Below are 16,651 nucleotides of genomic sequence, written 5' to 3'. Positions count from 1 at the left end.
ACAATGAGCTACACAATGAGCGACGTAAGACCGATTCGGTATCGCAGTCATCGACAGCGTATATTCGAATTGTTATTCCGGCCGCCCTGCAATGTAGGGTAACCACTTCAATATTCATTTCTAACAAGGAGTTCGCGACTATGGCTGCCGTCTGCGACGTATGCGCCAAGGGGCCCGGCTTCGGTAAGTCGGTCTCGCACTCGCACCGGCGAACCAATCGTCGCTGGAACCCGAACATTCAGTCTGTTCGTACCGAGGTTGCCCCGGGTAACACCCGTAAGGTCAACGTGTGCACCTCCTGCCTGAAGGCAGGCAAGGTCGCTCGGGGCTGATTGCCCGAGCACAATAATTGCAAGCTCTGCCCCCGACACTTCCGGTGTCGGGGGCAGAGCTGTTTTTGCAGGTTGCTTCACCCGGCGATACCCCTGTGAGTAGGCGCGCACAGCACCCGTAATGTGCTTGAGGTGACTTCCATCGATGACCTCAGCAAAGTGACGCTCGACGAGGGCGTTCTCCGCATCACCATTTCCACCGCCGCCAACGGCACCTCACTCGACGGCGAGGGCATGGAACAGGGCGCACAAGCTCTGGAAACTCTCGGTAACGACGTCGGCAGCATTCTCCTGGTCGGCGAAGGCTCCAACTTCTGCGCAGGCGGCAACGTTCGAGCCTTCGCGTCTGCGCCGGATCGCGGCGAATACGTCGGCCAGGTTGCCCGGACATTCCACAACTTCGTACGTGCACTGGACGCCGCACCGGCTCCGGTTGTTGCCGGAGTTCACGGCTGGGCAGCGGGCGCCGGCATGAGTCTGGTCTGCCTCGCAGATGTCGCCATCGGTGGCACCAGCACCAAACTTCGCCCCGCGTACCCGTCGATCGGATTCACCCCGGACGGCGGAATGTCCTGGACGCTCCCCCGCATCGTCGGGGCAGCACGCGCCCGCGAGATCCTGCTCAACGATTCCGTCCTCGGCGGCGACGAAGCCGTACGCCTGGGCATCCTGACGCGCCTTGTCGGCGACGACGAAGTTCAGGAAGAAGCCCTCCGCCTCGCCCGTACCCTCGCGCACGGACCGAGTTCGTCGTACGCCGGTATCAAGGAACTGTTGCGCTCGTCACGCACCAACACGCTCGCCGAGCAACTCGATGCCGAAGCCGCATCGATCGCGCGTGCCGCCAACGGTCCTATCGGCCGCGAGGGCGTTGACGCGTTTGTCGAGAAGCGTCGCCCCGATTTTGTGGCCGCAAAGCAGGCCTGATCCGATCTGCGTGACCGAACCCTCTCACCACAGCGGTTCGGTCACGCCTGCGGTCGATCCCAGATTCCAGTCGACCGGCTGGGCACCCCGCTCGGTCAGCAGTTGATTTGCCCGACTGAACGGCCGCGATCCGAAAAACCCTCGCGAGGCCGAAAGCGGTGACGGGTGCGCAGATTCGATGATGGGCGTATCGCCCAGTAGCGGTGCCAGAGTTGCTGCGTCGCGGCCCCACAGAATTGCCACCATCGGCGTGGTCCTGGCCACAAGTGCGCGAATCGCCTGCTCCGTCACCGGTTCCCACCCCTTCTTCCGATGTGATGCTGCCAACCCCGGAGCTACTGTGAGCACTCGATTGAGAAGCAACACACCCTGATTCGACCACGGCGTCAAATCTCCGTTGTCAGGAATCGGCAATGAAAGATCCTGATGATATTCCTTGTAGATGTTGGTCAGGCTCCGCGGGATGGGTTGAACGTCCGGGGCCACCGCGAAGCTCAGGCCCACAGCATGACCGGGTGTCGGATACGGATCTTGGCCGACAATCAGCACTTTGACGTCGTCGAACGGATTTGTGAACGCGCGCAGGACATTCTCACGTCGTGGCAGATACTCTCGCCCGGCGGCGATCTCGCTATCCAAGAAATCGGCCATCGCCGAGATCTGCTCCGAAACGGGTTCGAGCGCAGTGACCCAGCCCGGTTCCATGAGGTCCGTGAGCGGCACCATCAGTCGATCCTGCGCAATGCGTCTCGATAGTGCGCGGCATTGGCGGAGTACATCGCCACATTAGATTCGAGATGCCCCAGAGGAACCTCGTAGCCTTCCCGAATCTTGGCCGGTACGCCCAAAGCCATCCTGCGCGGCGGAACCTCGAAGCCGCGCGCGATCACGGCGCCTGCGCCGACTATCGAGCCCGCTCCGATCACCGATCGGTTGAGGACGATCGATCCCGACGCGATCAGACAACCATCGCCGATGGTGGAGCCTTCGATGTGCGCATTATGGCCCACAACACATCCCGCCCCGATGATCGTAGGGTCGGTGGCAGTGCAGTGAATCACAGTGCCGTCCTGAATATTCGATCCGGCACCGACGGAAATTGTTCCGTAGTCGCCGCGCAAAACAGCCTGCGGCCAGATCGATGTACCCGCCGCAAGTTTCACGTTCCCGATGACCACTGCATCCGGGTGCACGTATGCCTCCGGGTGAATGTCCGGAACTTTGTCTCCTAGTGCATAAACAGCCATGAAGAGAACCTATACCGCGGGGGTGCCGGTGGCAGAAAAGCTGTTCCATCCGCCGCCCGAGGGCCGAATGGCGCCGTCCACCACAACACCGGAACCGGCCACCACATCCCCGATCACGGTCCAACCAGTCGGCAGTTCGTTGTCAGGAGCAAACGTGGCTGCAAATCCGTGATCTTCACCACCGGACAGAATCCATTCCAGCGGATCGACATTCAATGAAGCTGCCGCGTCTGCCACATCCGGAGACGTTGGGACGGAACTCGAACCGATCCGGATCTGTACGCCGGACGCAGTCGCCAGGTGACGAAGATCAGCAATCAGTCCGTCCGAGATGTCGGTCATGGCATGGGCTGTGCCGGCTGCAGTCCAAGCAGATTGGTAAGGCGGTTGCGGAACCCGGTGCCTCGCCAACAGATCCGGGAAGGTTCGACGCTTGGCCAGGAGAAGTGCCAATCCCGCTGCAGAACAACCGAACAGCCCGGAAACGGCGACACGATCGCCTACCTGCGCTCCCGCGCGAGTTACGACCTGCCCTCCTCCGAGATCACCGAGAACTGTCACCGACACCACAATTTCCTGCGACTGGACCAGATCACCACCGACGACCCCCGCGCCCAGATCTGTTGCAGCGTCCCAGATTCCGGCAGAGATCCCGTCCACGATTTCGATCGGCGTCGACGGCGGACAGCCGATGGATACCGTGAACGCCGTTGCCCGAGCCCCCATCGAGACAACGTCGGCAGCATTCTGCGCCACCGCTTTACGCCCGACGTCTCGTGGCGAGGACCAATCGAGCCGAAAATGCCTGCCCTCGACCAGCATGTCCGAAGAGATGACGACGCGACCGTCGGCAGCAGTGACGATTGCAGCATCGTCACCCGGACCCAACTCCGTCGTGAGCGGCTGAATTCGGCCCTCGAGTGAGCGCGAGATGACACCGAACTCCCCCACGTCGGCCACTGTTCGTGTGTCTTCGCTCGGGGTCGATCCTGATGACGAGATGGGCTCTCCCAATTGCCGGCGCAGGGCCGATGAAAACGGCCTGCGGTACCTTAAAAGCTGTGGCCCTGAACTTATCGGGTAGCTCACGGGTGCATCGGCAATCCTACCGATGAGCACGTGCGTACCCCTCAAGTGACCGAACTTGGAACCGAGCGAAGAACTGAGCATGTCTGAAAACACGTCCCCAGAAGAGAACGCCGAAGCCGTCGAGCGTCGTAGCCCGGCGTTGATCGCCACCGCCACCGCGCTTCCCGTGGCATTGATCATCGGTTTGGTGATCGCTGCCGTTGTTGCCGGCAAGAATCCGGAACTCGAACCCGTGGCTCTGGGCCCGGTTCCGGCCCCGACTGCGGATTCCGCTGCATGCGTATCACTTCTCGGAGCGCTCCCCGAGACCATCGGCGACTTCGAACGCGCCGAACTCCTAGAACCAGCCCCTGCCGGTGCCGCGGCCTGGCAGCGCAGTGAGAGCGAACCGATCGTCCTGCGCTGCGGACTCGACCGACCGGCCGAGTTCGATCAGGCCGCAGCACTGCAGGTTGTGAACGGTGTCCAGTGGTTCCAGGTCTCGGGAACCGACATCGGTTTGGCGGCCAGCACCTGGTTTGCGGTGGACCGCGGTGAGTACATCGGAATCACCGTTCCCGACGGGAACGGCCCGACGCCGATCCAGGAGTTCTCGGACACCATCTCCGCGACGCTTCCGCAACAACCTCTGGACCCGGCGCCGATCGCGGTGCCTTAAAAGGCACTAACGCAGGCCGGTGCCGCGTGCAAGCGCGGTATCGACCAGCGTCGAAAGCAAAGTGCCGTAATCGATTCCGGTCGCCTTCCACATCTTCGGGTACATCGAGATGGAGGTGAATCCGGGCATGGTGTTGATCTCGTTGATCACCGGGCCGTCTTCGGTGACAAAGAAATCCACCCGCGAGAGTCCCTGGCAGTCGAGGGCGGCGAACGCCCGAACAGCCATGTCACGAATCTGATCGCTGACCGCCGGGTCGAGGACGGCGGGTACGTCGAACTCGCAGACGTCGTCGAGGTATTTGGTGTCGAAGTCGTAGAACGCGTCGGAGTCTGCGTCGTCGGCCGGCATTCGGATCTCGGCAACTACGCTCGCCTTGACGTCGCCATTCGGGAATTCGAGAACACCACACTCGACTTCGCGCCCTACGATCGCGCCTTCGATGATCACCTTGGGATCGTGCAGGCGTGCGTGAGCGATCGCGTTGTCGAGTCCATCCCAACCGGTCACTCGGGTAATGCCGATCGATGATCCGCCACGTGCCGGCTTGACGAAGACCGGTAGGCCCACCTGCTCTTTCTGCGCTGCGGTCAGTGTTGCCGTTCCCGGGCGCAGAACAACCTGCACGCCGACGGGAAGGCCTTCGGCTGCGAGGAGCTTCTTCGTGAATTCCTTGTCCATTCCGGCCGCGCTCGCCAGAACGCCGGGGCCGACGTAGGGAATGCCGGCCATTTCCAGCAGCCCCTGAATGGTGCCGTCTTCGCCGTAGGCGCCGTGCAGTACCGGGAAGATGACGTCGACGGTTGCCAGTACGGCACCGGCATCGGCTCCGTCGAGTGCCAGCACAGCACCGGACCGGGTGGGATCAGCGGTCAGTGTGACGCCGGTTCCGTTTTTGTCGACGGTCGGCAACTCACGTCCATTGATGGCCAGCGAATCGGGGTCGGTCGAGGCCAGGACCCAGGCGCCGTCGGTAGTGATTCCGATGGGCACGACCTCGTACCGCTCCGGATCAAGATGGCGCAGGACGCTCCCTGCCGAGACGCAGGACACTGAATGTTCATTGCTCCGGCCACCGAAGATCACGGCTACGCGGGTACGGCTGTTATTCACGCGTCAAACCGTACCGTCGAATAGCGTTCGGCATGCGCGCAGGGCCGTGTCGATTCCCCCGTCGCTTCGCTCGCCCCGACCCTGAATCTATGGACCGAACGGACGTCCGGTAAGCGCGCGCTCGACATCGGCGAGCAAATCGGCGGTGTCCTCGATGCCGCACGAGATCCGGACAAACCCCTCACTGACACGATCACCCCACCTCGCCCGCCGATCAGCTGTCGTATGAATGCCACCGAAGCTGGTAGCCGAGGACACAAGTTTGCTCGCCGCGACAAACGAATGGAATGCCGACGCAGATTCCAGCTCGATACTGACGAGGCCGCCGAACCTACGCATCTGGGTGGACGCGATGTCGAACGACGGGTCGTTCGACAACCCGGGATAGCGCACCGACCGCACGGCCGGATGCTGCGTCAACATCTCGGCCAGCGCTTGCGCGTTCTCACATTGTCGGCCGAACCGAAGACCGGCCGTCCCGAGGCTGCGATGAGCGAGCCACGTCTCGAACGGACCGAGCACCGTTCCGGACAGTGTTCGTTCACGTTCGATCTTCGCGGCTATATCGGCATCGGACGTTGCGACGTATCCCATCAACAGGTCACTGTGCCCGCTCAGTGACTTCGTTCCGCTGGCCACGACAACATCCGCGCCCAACTCCAGTGGACGCTGACCAAGTGGTGTGGCAGTGGTGTTGTCCACCACCAGAACTGCGCCCGATGCATGACACATCTGCGCCAGCGCACGCAGATCCACTACATCGAGCACGGGGTTGGACGGCGTCTCCGCGAGAACCACCACTCTCCCCAGCAGCGACGCCAGAAGATTCGCGAAACCCGGATCACCCATCGCAGGCGTCGCCACCTCGCGGACACCGATTCCCCGGGGGGCCAAAGCCTCTTCGGCGTACAGGCGCACCTGGTAGTAGCCGTCCGACGGCACGACCACGGTATCCCCGGACGCCAGCAGGCTTCGCAATGTGATCGTGACGGCGGACATCCCCGATCCCGTCACGACGGCGCGGTCGGCACCTTCGAGGTTGGCGAGCACAGCTTCGAGAGCCCGCCACCCCGGATGGGAGGCCCGCGCATACGTATCTTCTTCGGAGCCCTCGTCTGCCGAAAGCTGATACGGCGCAGCAAATACCGGACCGACCTGCATCGGTTGACCGGGCACGAGTGGTCCGGCGACCCCGCTCACGCACCGGGTGGAATCACCGTAACCGTCTGCTGCCGTCATATGAACGGTGCCGTCATTCAGGTTTGGTCCGACGCCCGAGCAACTGACCGATGGCATCACTGACGGCCATGCCTTCGTGGCAGACCCGGTGGACTGCGTCGGTCAGCGGCATCTCAACGTCGTAGCCTGCAGCGAGCGCGCGCACCGACGTACAAGATTTCACGCCTTCGGCTACCTGTCCGTTGGTTGCTTTCTGCGCCGATTCCATCGAACCGCCGCGCCCCAGCCGTTCACCGAAAGTGCGGTTTCGTGAGAGGTCCGATGTACAGGTTGCAACCAGATCGCCGATTCCCGCGAGACCGGCGAGAGTCGACGCCTTGGCGCCGAGTGCAACTCCCAAGCGGATTGTCTCGGCCAGACCCCGGGTGATGATGCTGGCAATCGTGTTGTCGCCGAATCCGCTACCGGCAGCCATGCCGCAAGCCAACGCGATCACGTTCTTGCAGGCCCCGCCGATCTCACAGCCGATCACGTCGGAATTGGTATATGGCCTGAAATATCCTGTCGCGCAGGCATTTTGAAGAGCCAATGCCCGCGAAGAATCCGAGCACGCAATGACCGTTGCAGCGGGCTGCCGACTGGCGATCTCGAACGCCAGATTCGGTCCCGACAACACGGCGACACGACCGGGTTCGACGCCGGTGACCGACACGATCACCTGGCTCATCCGCATCAGGGTGCCGGTTTCGATTCCCTTTGCCAGACTGAGCAGAGTTGCGTCCGGGCCGATCGAATCCTTCCACCCCTCCAAATTTCCCCGGAGAGACTGCGACGGAACTGCCAGAACTATGAAGTCGGCTCCCTCCATCGCGTCCTCGTGCCGGTCCGTCGCACGGATGGACTCGGGTAGGAGGATGCCGGGAAGATAGTCACTGTTCTCGTGCGCGTCGTTGATCCGCTCGGCGACCTCCGCCCGCCGAGCCCACATCGTCACGTCGGTGCCTGCCTCCGCCATGACCTTGGCCAGGGCCGTTCCCCATGAACCTGCGCCCAATACTGCTGCTTTACTCACACAGTCACCTCGTCTACCCCTCGTGACGTTCGCCAAGACGCCGGTTGTGTTGCGACCAGCAAAGAAATCGTGTGCACAGACTATCGCCAGTCCCCCGGTCAGGGCGGTCGACGCCCAGACTCGGCAGGTAGAGACAGACACGCCGGGAGACGACTGGCAAGATCGCAGTATGAGCACAGTAGAGCCGAGCACGCCGAGATCGGAGAGTCGGCCTCTACCCGTCCCGTCAGGGCGTCGCCCCATGCATGCCATCGTCGCGGTCAAGGACCTCCGATCTGCGAAGTCCCGGTTGGCCACCGAACTCGATGCCGACGCACGTGCCGATCTGGTGCTGGCGATGCTCCACGACACTCTTGCCGCGGTCTCCGACGTCGCCGCCATCGACGGGGTAACTGTTGTGACGCCGGATCCGACGGTTGCCGCACTTGCCTACGCAGCGGGCGTTCACGTGTACGCCGACCCGACGTCGTCGCAGCGCAGTGAAGCGCCCGGAACAAGTCAGGCGTCGGGCAAGGAAAGCTCTCTCAATTCCGCACTCAGCGCGGCGGCAACCCACATCCGCGCCGAGTCCGGCCGGGTGGATCTCGTTGTATTGCAAGCTGATCTCCCGTCGCTGCAGCCCGGCGAACTTTTCGAAGCCCTCACCGACGCCCGAACCGGTGGCCGGTCGATAGTCGTCGATCACCACGGGACCGGTACGGCGGCATTGTTCTCTTGCGATCCCGATCTGCCTCTCGATCCACGATTCGGACCCGAATCCGCTCGTGGGCATACAGATTCCGGTGCGCGCCGGCTCGTCGGAGACTGGCCGGGGCTTCGCACGGATGTCGATACGGGGACCGACTTGGAAACGGTGCGCGCATTGGGCGTCGGGCCGGCCACACGAGCTTCCCTGAAACGGCTCAACCGAACTGCGTCGAACACGCGGTAACTTTCTTTGTCGACAATTGTCGAAGCGCGCGCTTGTAGGGGATGATCGACGTGTGAGCAACGGCGAAGCACTCGAGCACCGCAAGTCCGCAAACAACACAGGCACCAGCAGCCCGGACGGAACTGTCACCGGCGCATCGGAAACCGGGGACCGGCATCAACCTTCTGCTGCGTCAGTTCATGTGCGACCCCCGATTCCGGGTTCAGTCACCCACATTCCGAGCGCGCCGCCGGCCGCCACCAAGGCAATTCCGGCCGAGCTCCTCGGCGGGTTACCCGAAGATCGTTATCTCAATCGTGAACTGAGTTGGCTCGACTTCAACGCCCGCGTTCTTGCTTTGGCTGCCGACGAGTCGCTCCCCCTCCTGGAACGTGCAAAATTCCTGGCGATCTTCGCGTCGAACCTCGACGAGTTCTTCATGGTTCGGGTCGCCGGCCTCAAGCGCCGCGACGAGACCGGACTGTCCGTCCGTTCCGCTGACGGACTTTCACCGCGCGAACAACTGGCATTGATCGCGCGTCGGACGCAGGAACTCGCAGACAAGCATGCGCACGTTTTTCTCGAATCCGTCCGCCCGGCTCTAGCGGCAGAAGGAATCTCGATCGTCCGGTGGTCCGATCTCAGCGAGGACGATCACGAGCGACTGTCGGTTCATTTCACCGAACAGGTGTTCCCCGTGCTCACGCCGTTGGCCGTTGATCACGCGCACCCGTTCCCCTACATCAGCGGCCTAAGTCTCAACCTCGCAGTGACCGTGAAGGATTCCGTCACTGGCGGCGAGCATTTCGCCCGCGTGAAGGTGCCGGACAACGTCGGCCGCTTCGTTCGCGTGAAGAGCACGACATCGTCGTCGACGATCGACTCGTTCATTCCGATGGAAGAACTGATCTCGGCGCACCTCGACGTCTTGTTCCCCGGAATGGAAATCGTGGAGCACCACGCCTTCCGGATCACGCGCAACGCCGACTTCGAAGTCGAGGAGGACCGCGACGAGGACCTCCTCCAAGCATTGGAGCGTGAACTCGCGCGCCGTCGTTTCGGATCTCCCGTCCGACTCGAAGTGGCTGACGACATGACCGAGCACATGCTCGAATTGTTGCTTCGCGAACTCGATGTCGACCCGGCCGATGTCATCGAAGTTTCGGGTCTGCTCGATTTGTCTTGCCTCTGGCAGGTTTACGCCGTCGACCGACCCGCGCTCAAAGACGCACCGTTCGTTCCGGCGACGCACCCCGCGTTCGGTGAACGCGAAACACCGAAGAGCGTGTTCTCCACACTGCGTGACGGCGACGTTCTCGTCCACCACCCTTACGATTCGTTTTCCACCAGCGTTCAGCGATTCATCGAGCAGGCTGCCGCCGACCCGCAGGTTCTCGCGATCAAACAGACCCTCTACCGGACATCCGGTGATTCACCGATCGTCAACGCACTCATCGACGCCGCCGAAGCCGGCAAGCAAGTTGTCGCTCTCGTCGAGATCAAGGCTCGTTTCGACGAGCAGGCCAACATCAAGTGGGCTCGCAAACTCGAACAAGCCGGAGTGCATGTCGTCTACGGACTTGTCGGACTCAAGACGCATTGCAAGACTTGCCTCGTGGTCCGGCGTGAAGGCTCCACCATCCGTCGTTACTGCCACATCGGTACCGGAAACTACAATCCGAAGACCGCGCGGTTGTACGAGGACGTCGGATTGTTCACAGCCGCACCGGAGGTCGGTGCCGACCTCACCGACCTCTTCAACTCCCTGACCGGCTACTCGCGTAAGACCGATTACCGGAACCTTCTGGTTGCTCCCTATGGAGTGCGACGCGGAATCATCGAACGCATCGAAGCGGAAATCGCGCACAAACTCGCGGGGCGTGACGCAGCCATTCGTATGAAGGCGAATGCGCTTGTCGACGAACAGGTTATCGACGCACTGTACCGCGCCTCCAAAGCCGGCGTGCCGGTTCAGATCGTGGTCCGCGGCATCTGCGCTCTCAAGCCGGGAGTGCCTGGACTCAGCGACAACATCGAAGTCCGTTCCATCCTCGGACGATTCCTCGAGCATTCACGTATGTTCCATTTCCGCGCCGCCGACGAGTTCTGGATCGGCAGCGCAGACATGATGCATCGCAACCTCGATCGGCGCGTCGAGGTCATGGTTCAGGTCAAGGATCCGAAGTTGGCCAGGCAGTTGAGCGAAGTCTTCGATTCCTCGCTCGACCCCCGCACCCGCTGCTGGGTACTGCATCCCGACGGAAGTTGGGTTGCGTCTCCCGAACACGGCGAGGATGTACGCGAGCATCAACATTCGTTGATGCGAAGTCGTACCTCCAGCGGATCCTGACGGTCGCGATCACCATGACTGACAAACCTGTGAAAGCGAATATCTTTGCCGCCGGCGCAGTGTTATGGCGAAAGGCACCCGATAATCCGCAGTCGATCGAGATCGCAGTCATTCATCGCCCCAAATACGATGATTGGTCTTTCCCCAAGGGAAAACTCGATCCGGGTGAGACCTTCCTGACAGCCGCAGTCCGCGAAGTTCAGGAAGAAACGTCGATGAGTGTTCGGCTCGGTCGTCATCTCGGCGGTGTCACTTATCCGATTCCGGGGCACCGCAAGCTGAAACGAGTCGAATACTGGGCGGCTGAATCAGTCGGCGGAGAGTTCGGCGCGAACAGCGAGGTCGACGTACTGCATTGGCTTCCCATCGACGAAGTCCCGGACCATCTCTCGTATCCGATGGATCGGATGATCCTGCGCCGCTTCGTCGCGGTACCGACCGATACCCGGACGGTCCTGCTGGTACGTCATGCGAAGGCGGGAAGTCGCAAGCGGTACAACGGCGATGACACTCTCCGGCCTCTCGATGCCACAGGCAAGGAACAGGCCGCGGCGTTGGCAAGTCAGCTACGGATCTTCGGCGCCGACTCCGTCTATGCCGCCGACCGAACTCGATGCATCGATACCGTGTTGCCACTCGCCGAAGCGCTGGGAGTCGAGGTTACGGCGGAACCCCTTCTGAGCGAAGAGGGTTACGAGGCGGATACAGCGGCCGCTCGGGCGCGAATCCTCGAGATTGCGTCTGCAGGCGGCACACCGGTCATCTGCAGCCAAGGAGGCGTCATTCCGGATCTGATGGCTTGGTGGAGCCAATCAGCCGGTGTAACACTGCCGTCCGCACGCAACCGCAAAGCGAGCACCTGGGTGCTGTCCTTCGTCGGCGACCAATTGGTTGCAGCCGATCATCTGGACAGCCCCCTCCCCAAGGTCTCCAACGCATAAAGGTAGTTACGCAAAGTATTGACCGGCAGACGAATTCATAAACGTCGAATACAAAAGAAGAGGCGCAGTCGCGATTTCGATCGCGACTGCGCCTCTTCTTTTACTGCATCGGGTATTTCACCCGAAAGCGACTACTTGGAAGCGCGCTTGGCCGGAGCCTTCTTGGCGGGAGCCTTCTTGGCTGCAACCTTGGCCGGAGCCTTCTTGGCTGCAACCTTGGCCGGAGCCTTCTTGGCGGGAGCCTTAGCGGCAACCGTCTTCTTGGCTGCAACCTTGGCCGGAGCCTTCTTGGCTACCGTCTTCTTGGCTGCTGCCTTCTTGGCTGCTGCCTTCTTGGCTGCTGCCTTGGTAGCCGGTGCGGCTACGCCACGCTTGACTGCCGGGCCACTGGCCGGAAGCTTCTGGCCGCCAGCGATAACGGCCTTGAACTGCGCACCCGGACGGAAAGCCGGAACCGACGTCGGCTTGACCTTGACGGTCTCGCCGGTACGCGGGTTGCGTGCGACACGTGCCGCACGACGACGCTGTTCGAAGACGCCGAAACCGGTGATCGTCACGCTCTCGCCACGGTGGACGGCGCGGACGATGGTGTCCACGACATGCTCCACTGCATCGGTTGCTGTGCGCCTGTCCGAACCCAGCTTCTCAGTCAGAACATCGATGAGCTCTGCCTTGTTCATTGAAATTCCTCCGCAAATAATGGTCCACCGTAGGACCGACTGAGAACTACGGTAAACCTGATAACGGCAAGAGTCTATGTGCCACGCCAATTCTCAATCAACGTAACCCCGAAATGGTGACCTATTTCTCTCTCTCGCCGCTATCGGCGATTTCCGTTCAGCCCTGCGAAATTTGGGCCGGGAGGGTAGTCGGTTTCCATGAAGGCCTTGACTTTTCGAACTCGGAAATCGCTTCTACCTGCCGCAATGTCAGTCCGATGTCGTCGAGTCCTTCGAGCAGACGCCACCGTGTGTAGTCGTCAATCGTAAAGGGCACCACCGTCGTTCCGGCTGTCACTGTCCGATTTTCGAGATCGACAGTCAATTCGAGTCCGGGCTGCTCGTCGAGCAACTTCCACAGCAATTCGACGTCACTCTGCTCGACCTGTGCTGCCAGCAGACCCGCTTTTCCGGCGTTGCCGCGGAAAATATCTGCGAAGCGCGAAGCGATCACGACCCGAAAACCGAAGTCGGATAGCGCCCAAACGGCATGCTCCCGCGAGGATCCCGTTCCGAAATCGGGTCCGGCCACAAGGACACTGCCCTTGTCGTAAGGCGCGACATTGAGGATGAAGTTCGGATCGCTACGCCATCCGGCGAACAGTCCGTCCTCGAATCCGGTGCGCGTCACCCGTTTCAGGTAAACGGCGGGGATGATCTGGTCGGTATCGACATTCGAGCGTCGCATCGGTACGCCGATACCCTTGTGCGTGGTAAAGGATTCCATCGAAAATTCTCCTCGAGTGTGTAGGTACGTCAGGCCAGATCGGACGGTGCCGACAAAGTTCCACGGACTGCGGTGGCGGCTGCGACGAGTGGTGAAACCAGATGAGTCCGGCCACCTTTGCCTTGTCGGCCTTCGAAATTCCGGTTCGAGGTCGATGCCGAACGCTCCCCCGGCGCCAACTGATCCGGGTTCATGCCCAAGCACATCGAGCAACCCGCCTGACGCCATTCCGCGCCCGCCGCTACGAAGATGTCTCCGAGGCCTTCACTTTCGGCCTGCGCCCGGACCCGCATGGAGCCGGGAACGATCAGCATCCGAACACCTTCTGCCACACTGCGACCCTCGAGAACGCCCGCAACCTCACGCAGGTCTTCGATTCGCCCGTTGGTGCACGAGCCGACAAAAACGGTGTCGACGGAAATATCGCGCAACGGCATTCCTGCGTCGAGACCCATGTAGGTAAGCGCCTTCTCGGCTGCCTGACGTTCGTTCTCGTCGACGATCTCTTCCGGATTCGGCACACGATCACCCAGCGGTGCGCCCTGTCCCGGGTTGGTTCCCCACGTGACGAACGGTGTCAGTGAACTCGCGTCGATGCGAACCTCGTTGTCGAATACCGCTCCGTCGTCGGTCTTCAACTGTTCCCAAGCCGCCACTGCGGCATCCCAGTCCGCGCCTGTCGGCGCGTGCGGGCGACCCTTGATGAACTCGTAGGTAATCTCATCCGGTGCGATCATGCCGGCGCGGGCACCAGCCTCGATCGACATGTTGCAGATGGTCATACGCGATTCCATCGACAATGTGCGGATCGCTTCGCCGCGGTATTCCAGAACATATCCCTGCCCGCCACCGGTGCCGATCTTGGCGATGACGGCGAGGATCAGGTCCTTGCTCGTGACACCGGGCTGCAGTTCACCGTCGACGGTGATCGCCATTGTCTTGAAGGGGCGCAGCGACAGTGTCTGTGTCGCCATCACATGCTCGACCTCGCTGGTGCCGATTCCCATTGCCAGAGCACCGAAAGCGCCGTGGGTCGAGGTATGCGAGTCACCACAGACGACAGTCGTTCCCGGCTGAGTCAGACCGAGCTGCGGTCCGACGACATGCACGATCCCCTGATCCAGATCGCCCATGCGGTGCAAGCGAACTCCGAATTCCTCACAATTTCGGCGCAGCGTATCGACCTGAGTCTTGGAGACGGGATCGGCAATCGGCTTGTCGATGTCGATGGTCGGGACGTTGTGATCCTCGGTCGCGATCGTCAGATCGGGGCGACGCAACTTCCGTCCCGCCAATCTCAGTCCGTCGAATGCCTGCGGGCTCGTCACTTCATGGACGAGGTGAAGGTCGATGTAGATCAGGTCTGGATTCTGACCTTCGCCCTTCACGACAACGTGGTCGTCCCACACCTTCTCGGCGAGAGTGCGTGCTTTCTGTGCCATGTCTTCCACCTCTGTACGTAGCCTCGCGTCGACGAACTACGGGCTGGCCCGCCGCGCGTGAAGATAAGTCCGACAGCCCAACACTTTTCATGCTGCGCATTAATCCCCGGAAGTGGAAGCTGGTGACCTGTAGGAGATCATGCGCTACTATCCCACTATGCGAGAAACTGGTATCGACCTATGAGACAGCATAGCGGCATCGGCGTGCTGGACAAAGCAATGGGCGTGCTTCATGCAGTAGCCGAAGAACCGTGCAGCCTCACCGAACTCTGTGCGCGCACAGGGCTACCGAGGGCAACGGCTCACCGCCTCGCCGTCGGCCTCGAAGTCCATCGACTCCTCGCCCGTGATTCCGACGGCCTGTGGTGCCCCGGTCCCGGACTCGCCGAATTGGCTGCCACTGCCAATGATCCTCTAATTGCCGCTGCAGGTCTCATCCTCCCCCGGTTACGCGAGATCACCGGCGAGAGTGTCCAACTGTATCGACGCGAAGGTACGCAGCGCGTCTGCGTCGCGTCGATGGAACCACCGACCGGTCTGCGTGACACCGTCCTGGTCGGCGCACGACTGCCGATGAATGCCGGCTCGGGCGCCAAGGTCCTTCTCGCGTGGGCAGATCCGCAGACACAGCGCACTGTTCTCGCCGACGCAACCTTCGGCGAGCGAGTTCTTCTCGAAGTCCGCCGGCGCGGTTGGGCGCAGAGCGCAGCCGAACGCGAACCCGGAGTCGCCAGCGTGGCAGCGCCCGTACGGGACTCGGCCGGCACGGTGGTGGCGGCGATTTCGGTTTCCGGACCGATCGACCGGATGGGTCGACGCCCGGGAGCACGATGGGCAGCCGATCTTCTCGCAGCGGCAGAAGCGCTGCACAAGCGCCTGTAATCGGACACGTAATCATGTAATCCGTGCCACAGTAAGGACTTCAAGAACCGCACCTCCCAACCACGATCGAGGAGAGCTCCGCCGTCATGACAGGGAAACAGCGCAGTCAGATCACGATGACCGGCTCCGAAATTTCGGAGTTCGTCGAAAAGAACCGCACCGCAACGATGGCCACGCTGAGCGCAGACGGCATGCCTCACCTCATCGCGATGTGGTTCGCGATCGTGGACGGCGAAATCTGGTTCGAGACAAAAGCGAAGTCCCAGAAAGCTGTAAACCTTCGACGCGACTCGCGGATGTCGATACTGATCGAGGACGGCCTCACCTACGACACCCTGCGCGGAGTCTCGATGGAAGGGGTCGGAGAAATCGTCGACGACCCCGAGGCGCTTTTTGCCGTGGGTGTCAGTGTCTGGGAGCGATACACCGGACCCTATTCCGAGGATCTCCGCCCCGCTGTCGACGCCATGCTCCACAAGCGTGTGGCAGTGCGATTCGTGCCCGCGCGCACTCGGTCGTGGGATCACCGCAAGCTCGCCATGCCGGCCATGCCGCTGTCCGGGTCTACAGCTCCCGCCCATGAGGGCGTAGCTTGACCATCAAGGCCCCAAGCTTCACCAACAGGCCGCAACGAAGGAGTACACAGATGAGCGAGCAGGACAGCAGCACCCCGCCGGAGTCCGAAACACCAGCGGAGGCCAACAAGCGCAAGTTCCGCGAAGCACTCGATCGCAAGAACCACGGCAATGCGACGTCGGCCGATCATCGTGACGGTCAGTCCAAAGTCCACAACACTCACGGCTCCGCTGACCACAAGCGCGAATTCCGCCGCAAGAGCGGATAAGCCGCACACCCCATACGTCTGAGGTGAACAAGCACGTATGAGATGACAATCACCCCAGTCGAATTCGGCTGGGGTGATTGTTTTCACTCGATCTCAGTATCAATAAGAAAAGACCTTCCAATCAATGATTGGAAGGTCTTTCTTTTGTAGCCCCGACGGGATTCGAACCCGCGCTACCGCCTTGAGAGGGCGGCGTCCTAGGCCGCTAGACGACGGGGC

18 protein-coding genes and 1 tRNA gene are annotated in these 16,651 nt (G+C 61.5%); 9 read left to right on the top strand and 10 right to left on the bottom strand.

The annotated features are described in order from the left end of the window. Positions 1–140 precede the first annotated feature (140 nt). Together rpmB and QM600_RS04590 are read left to right on the top strand one after the other, a co-directional pair. Positions 141–332 carry a 50S ribosomal protein L28 gene (gene rpmB / locus QM600_RS04595; RefSeq protein ID WP_003942669.1) on the top strand — a complete coding sequence of 64 codons (192 nt, stop codon included), beginning with the start codon at positions 141–143 and terminating at the stop codon, positions 330–332. Positions 333–464: 132 nt separating this feature from the next. Beyond that, the gene (locus QM600_RS04590; RefSeq protein ID WP_283260300.1) at positions 465–1,259 is read left to right on the top strand and encodes an enoyl-CoA hydratase-related protein; all 795 of its coding nucleotides are present in this window, start codon (positions 465–467) and stop codon (positions 1,257–1,259) included. 24 nt (positions 1,260–1,283) lie between these two features. On the opposite strand, the gene QM600_RS04585 is transcribed toward QM600_RS04590, so the two are convergent. The 3 genes from QM600_RS04585 to QM600_RS04575 are packed head-to-tail and all read right to left on the bottom strand — an operon-like array spanning position 1,284 to position 3,520. Beyond that, positions 1,284–1,985, bottom strand: coding sequence for a uracil-DNA glycosylase (locus QM600_RS04585; RefSeq protein WP_283260299.1), 702 nt, complete (start codon positions 1,983–1,985; stop codon positions 1,284–1,286). Continuing rightward, positions 1,985–2,506, bottom strand: coding sequence for a gamma carbonic anhydrase family protein (locus QM600_RS04580; RefSeq protein ID WP_283260298.1), 522 nt, complete (start codon positions 2,504–2,506; stop codon positions 1,985–1,987). Before QM600_RS04580 ends, QM600_RS04585 begins: the two co-directional genes overlap by 1 nt. Positions 2,507–2,515: 9 nt before the next feature. Further along, positions 2,516–3,520 (bottom strand): thiamine-phosphate kinase, encoded by a 1,005-nt coding sequence (locus QM600_RS04575; RefSeq protein ID WP_502942879.1) that lies wholly within the window; start codon positions 3,518–3,520, stop codon positions 2,516–2,518. A gap of 154 nt (positions 3,521–3,674) precedes the next feature. Here QM600_RS04575 and QM600_RS04570 point away from each other — a divergent pair, with 154 nt between their 5' ends. Beyond that, the gene (locus QM600_RS04570) at positions 3,675–4,253 is read left to right on the top strand and encodes a DUF3515 domain-containing protein (protein WP_283260297.1); all 579 of its coding nucleotides are present in this window, start codon (positions 3,675–3,677) and stop codon (positions 4,251–4,253) included. 6 nt (positions 4,254–4,259) lie between these two features. Here QM600_RS04570 and QM600_RS04565 read toward each other — a convergent pair whose 3' ends face one another. The 3 genes from QM600_RS04565 to QM600_RS04555 form a co-directional block, all read right to left on the bottom strand. Next, positions 4,260–5,366 (bottom strand): D-alanine--D-alanine ligase family protein, encoded by a 1,107-nt coding sequence (locus tag QM600_RS04565; RefSeq protein WP_283260296.1) that lies wholly within the window; start codon positions 5,364–5,366, stop codon positions 4,260–4,262. Positions 5,367–5,453: 87 nt separating this feature from the next. Then, on the bottom strand, positions 5,454–6,605 hold the full coding sequence (locus QM600_RS04560) for a cystathionine gamma-lyase (protein WP_283260295.1): 1,152 nt from the start codon (positions 6,603–6,605) through the stop codon (positions 5,454–5,456). A 13-nt stretch (positions 6,606–6,618) separates the two neighbouring features. Beyond that, entirely contained in the window at positions 6,619–7,617 is a 999-nt protein-coding gene (locus QM600_RS04555; protein ID WP_283260293.1) for an NAD(P)H-dependent glycerol-3-phosphate dehydrogenase, read from the bottom strand. A 241-nt stretch (positions 7,618–7,858) separates the two neighbouring features. Here QM600_RS04555 and cofC point away from each other — a divergent pair, with 241 nt between their 5' ends. The 3 genes from cofC (at position 7,859) to QM600_RS04540 (ending at position 11,818) form a co-directional block, all read left to right on the top strand. After that, a complete protein-coding gene (gene cofC, locus QM600_RS04550) occupies positions 7,859–8,548 on the top strand; it encodes a 2-phospho-L-lactate guanylyltransferase (protein ID WP_283260437.1) in 690 nt (229 codons plus the stop codon). 181 nt (positions 8,549–8,729) lie between these two features. Continuing rightward, positions 8,730–10,877 carry an RNA degradosome polyphosphate kinase gene (locus QM600_RS04545; RefSeq protein ID WP_283260436.1) on the top strand — a complete coding sequence of 716 codons (2,148 nt, stop codon included), beginning with the start codon at positions 8,730–8,732 and terminating at the stop codon, positions 10,875–10,877. Between the two features lie 14 nt (positions 10,878–10,891). After that, positions 10,892–11,818, top strand: a complete 927-nt coding sequence (locus tag QM600_RS04540; RefSeq protein ID WP_283260292.1) for an NUDIX hydrolase — start codon at positions 10,892–10,894, stop codon at positions 11,816–11,818. 131 nt (positions 11,819–11,949) lie between these two features. Here QM600_RS04540 and QM600_RS04535 read toward each other — a convergent pair whose 3' ends face one another. The 3 genes from QM600_RS04535 to leuC all read right to left on the bottom strand — a co-directional run bounded on the left by QM600_RS04535 (position 11,950) and on the right by leuC (position 14,715). Beyond that, positions 11,950–12,498, bottom strand: coding sequence for an HU family DNA-binding protein (locus tag QM600_RS04535; protein ID WP_283260291.1), 549 nt, complete (start codon positions 12,496–12,498; stop codon positions 11,950–11,952). 157 nt (positions 12,499–12,655) lie between these two features. Further along, a complete protein-coding gene (gene leuD / locus QM600_RS04530; RefSeq protein WP_283260290.1) occupies positions 12,656–13,264 on the bottom strand; it encodes a 3-isopropylmalate dehydratase small subunit in 609 nt (202 codons plus the stop codon). 29 nt (positions 13,265–13,293) lie between these two features. Then, positions 13,294–14,715 carry a 3-isopropylmalate dehydratase large subunit gene (leuC, locus tag QM600_RS04525; protein ID WP_283260289.1) on the bottom strand — a complete coding sequence of 474 codons (1,422 nt, stop codon included), beginning with the start codon at positions 14,713–14,715 and terminating at the stop codon, positions 13,294–13,296. A 171-nt stretch (positions 14,716–14,886) separates the two neighbouring features. Here leuC and QM600_RS04520 point away from each other — a divergent pair, with 171 nt between their 5' ends. The 3 genes from QM600_RS04520 (at position 14,887) to QM600_RS04510 (ending at position 16,432) form a co-directional block, all read left to right on the top strand. Beyond that, complete coding sequence (locus tag QM600_RS04520; RefSeq protein WP_094272249.1) at positions 14,887–15,588, top strand: IclR family transcriptional regulator; 702 nt, start codon at positions 14,887–14,889, stop codon at positions 15,586–15,588. Positions 15,589–15,674: 86 nt separating this feature from the next. Next, a complete protein-coding gene (locus QM600_RS04515; protein WP_283260288.1) occupies positions 15,675–16,184 on the top strand; it encodes a pyridoxamine 5'-phosphate oxidase family protein in 510 nt (169 codons plus the stop codon). Positions 16,185–16,234: 50 nt separating this feature from the next. Then, on the top strand, positions 16,235–16,432 hold the full coding sequence (locus QM600_RS04510) for a DUF5302 domain-containing protein (protein WP_094272247.1): 198 nt from the start codon (positions 16,235–16,237) through the stop codon (positions 16,430–16,432). Positions 16,433–16,579: 147 nt separating this feature from the next. On the opposite strand, the gene QM600_RS04505 is transcribed toward QM600_RS04510, so the two are convergent. Then, positions 16,580–16,651: transfer RNA gene (locus QM600_RS04505), tRNA-Glu, on the bottom strand.

Origin of the sequence: Rhodococcus sp. IEGM 1379 (assembly GCF_030056815.1) — a bacterium.
GTDB lineage: Bacteria > Actinomycetota > Actinomycetes > Mycobacteriales > Mycobacteriaceae > Rhodococcus_F.
Note: the sequence above shows the minus strand (reverse complement) of the source record. Positions and strands in the feature narration are given on the sequence as shown.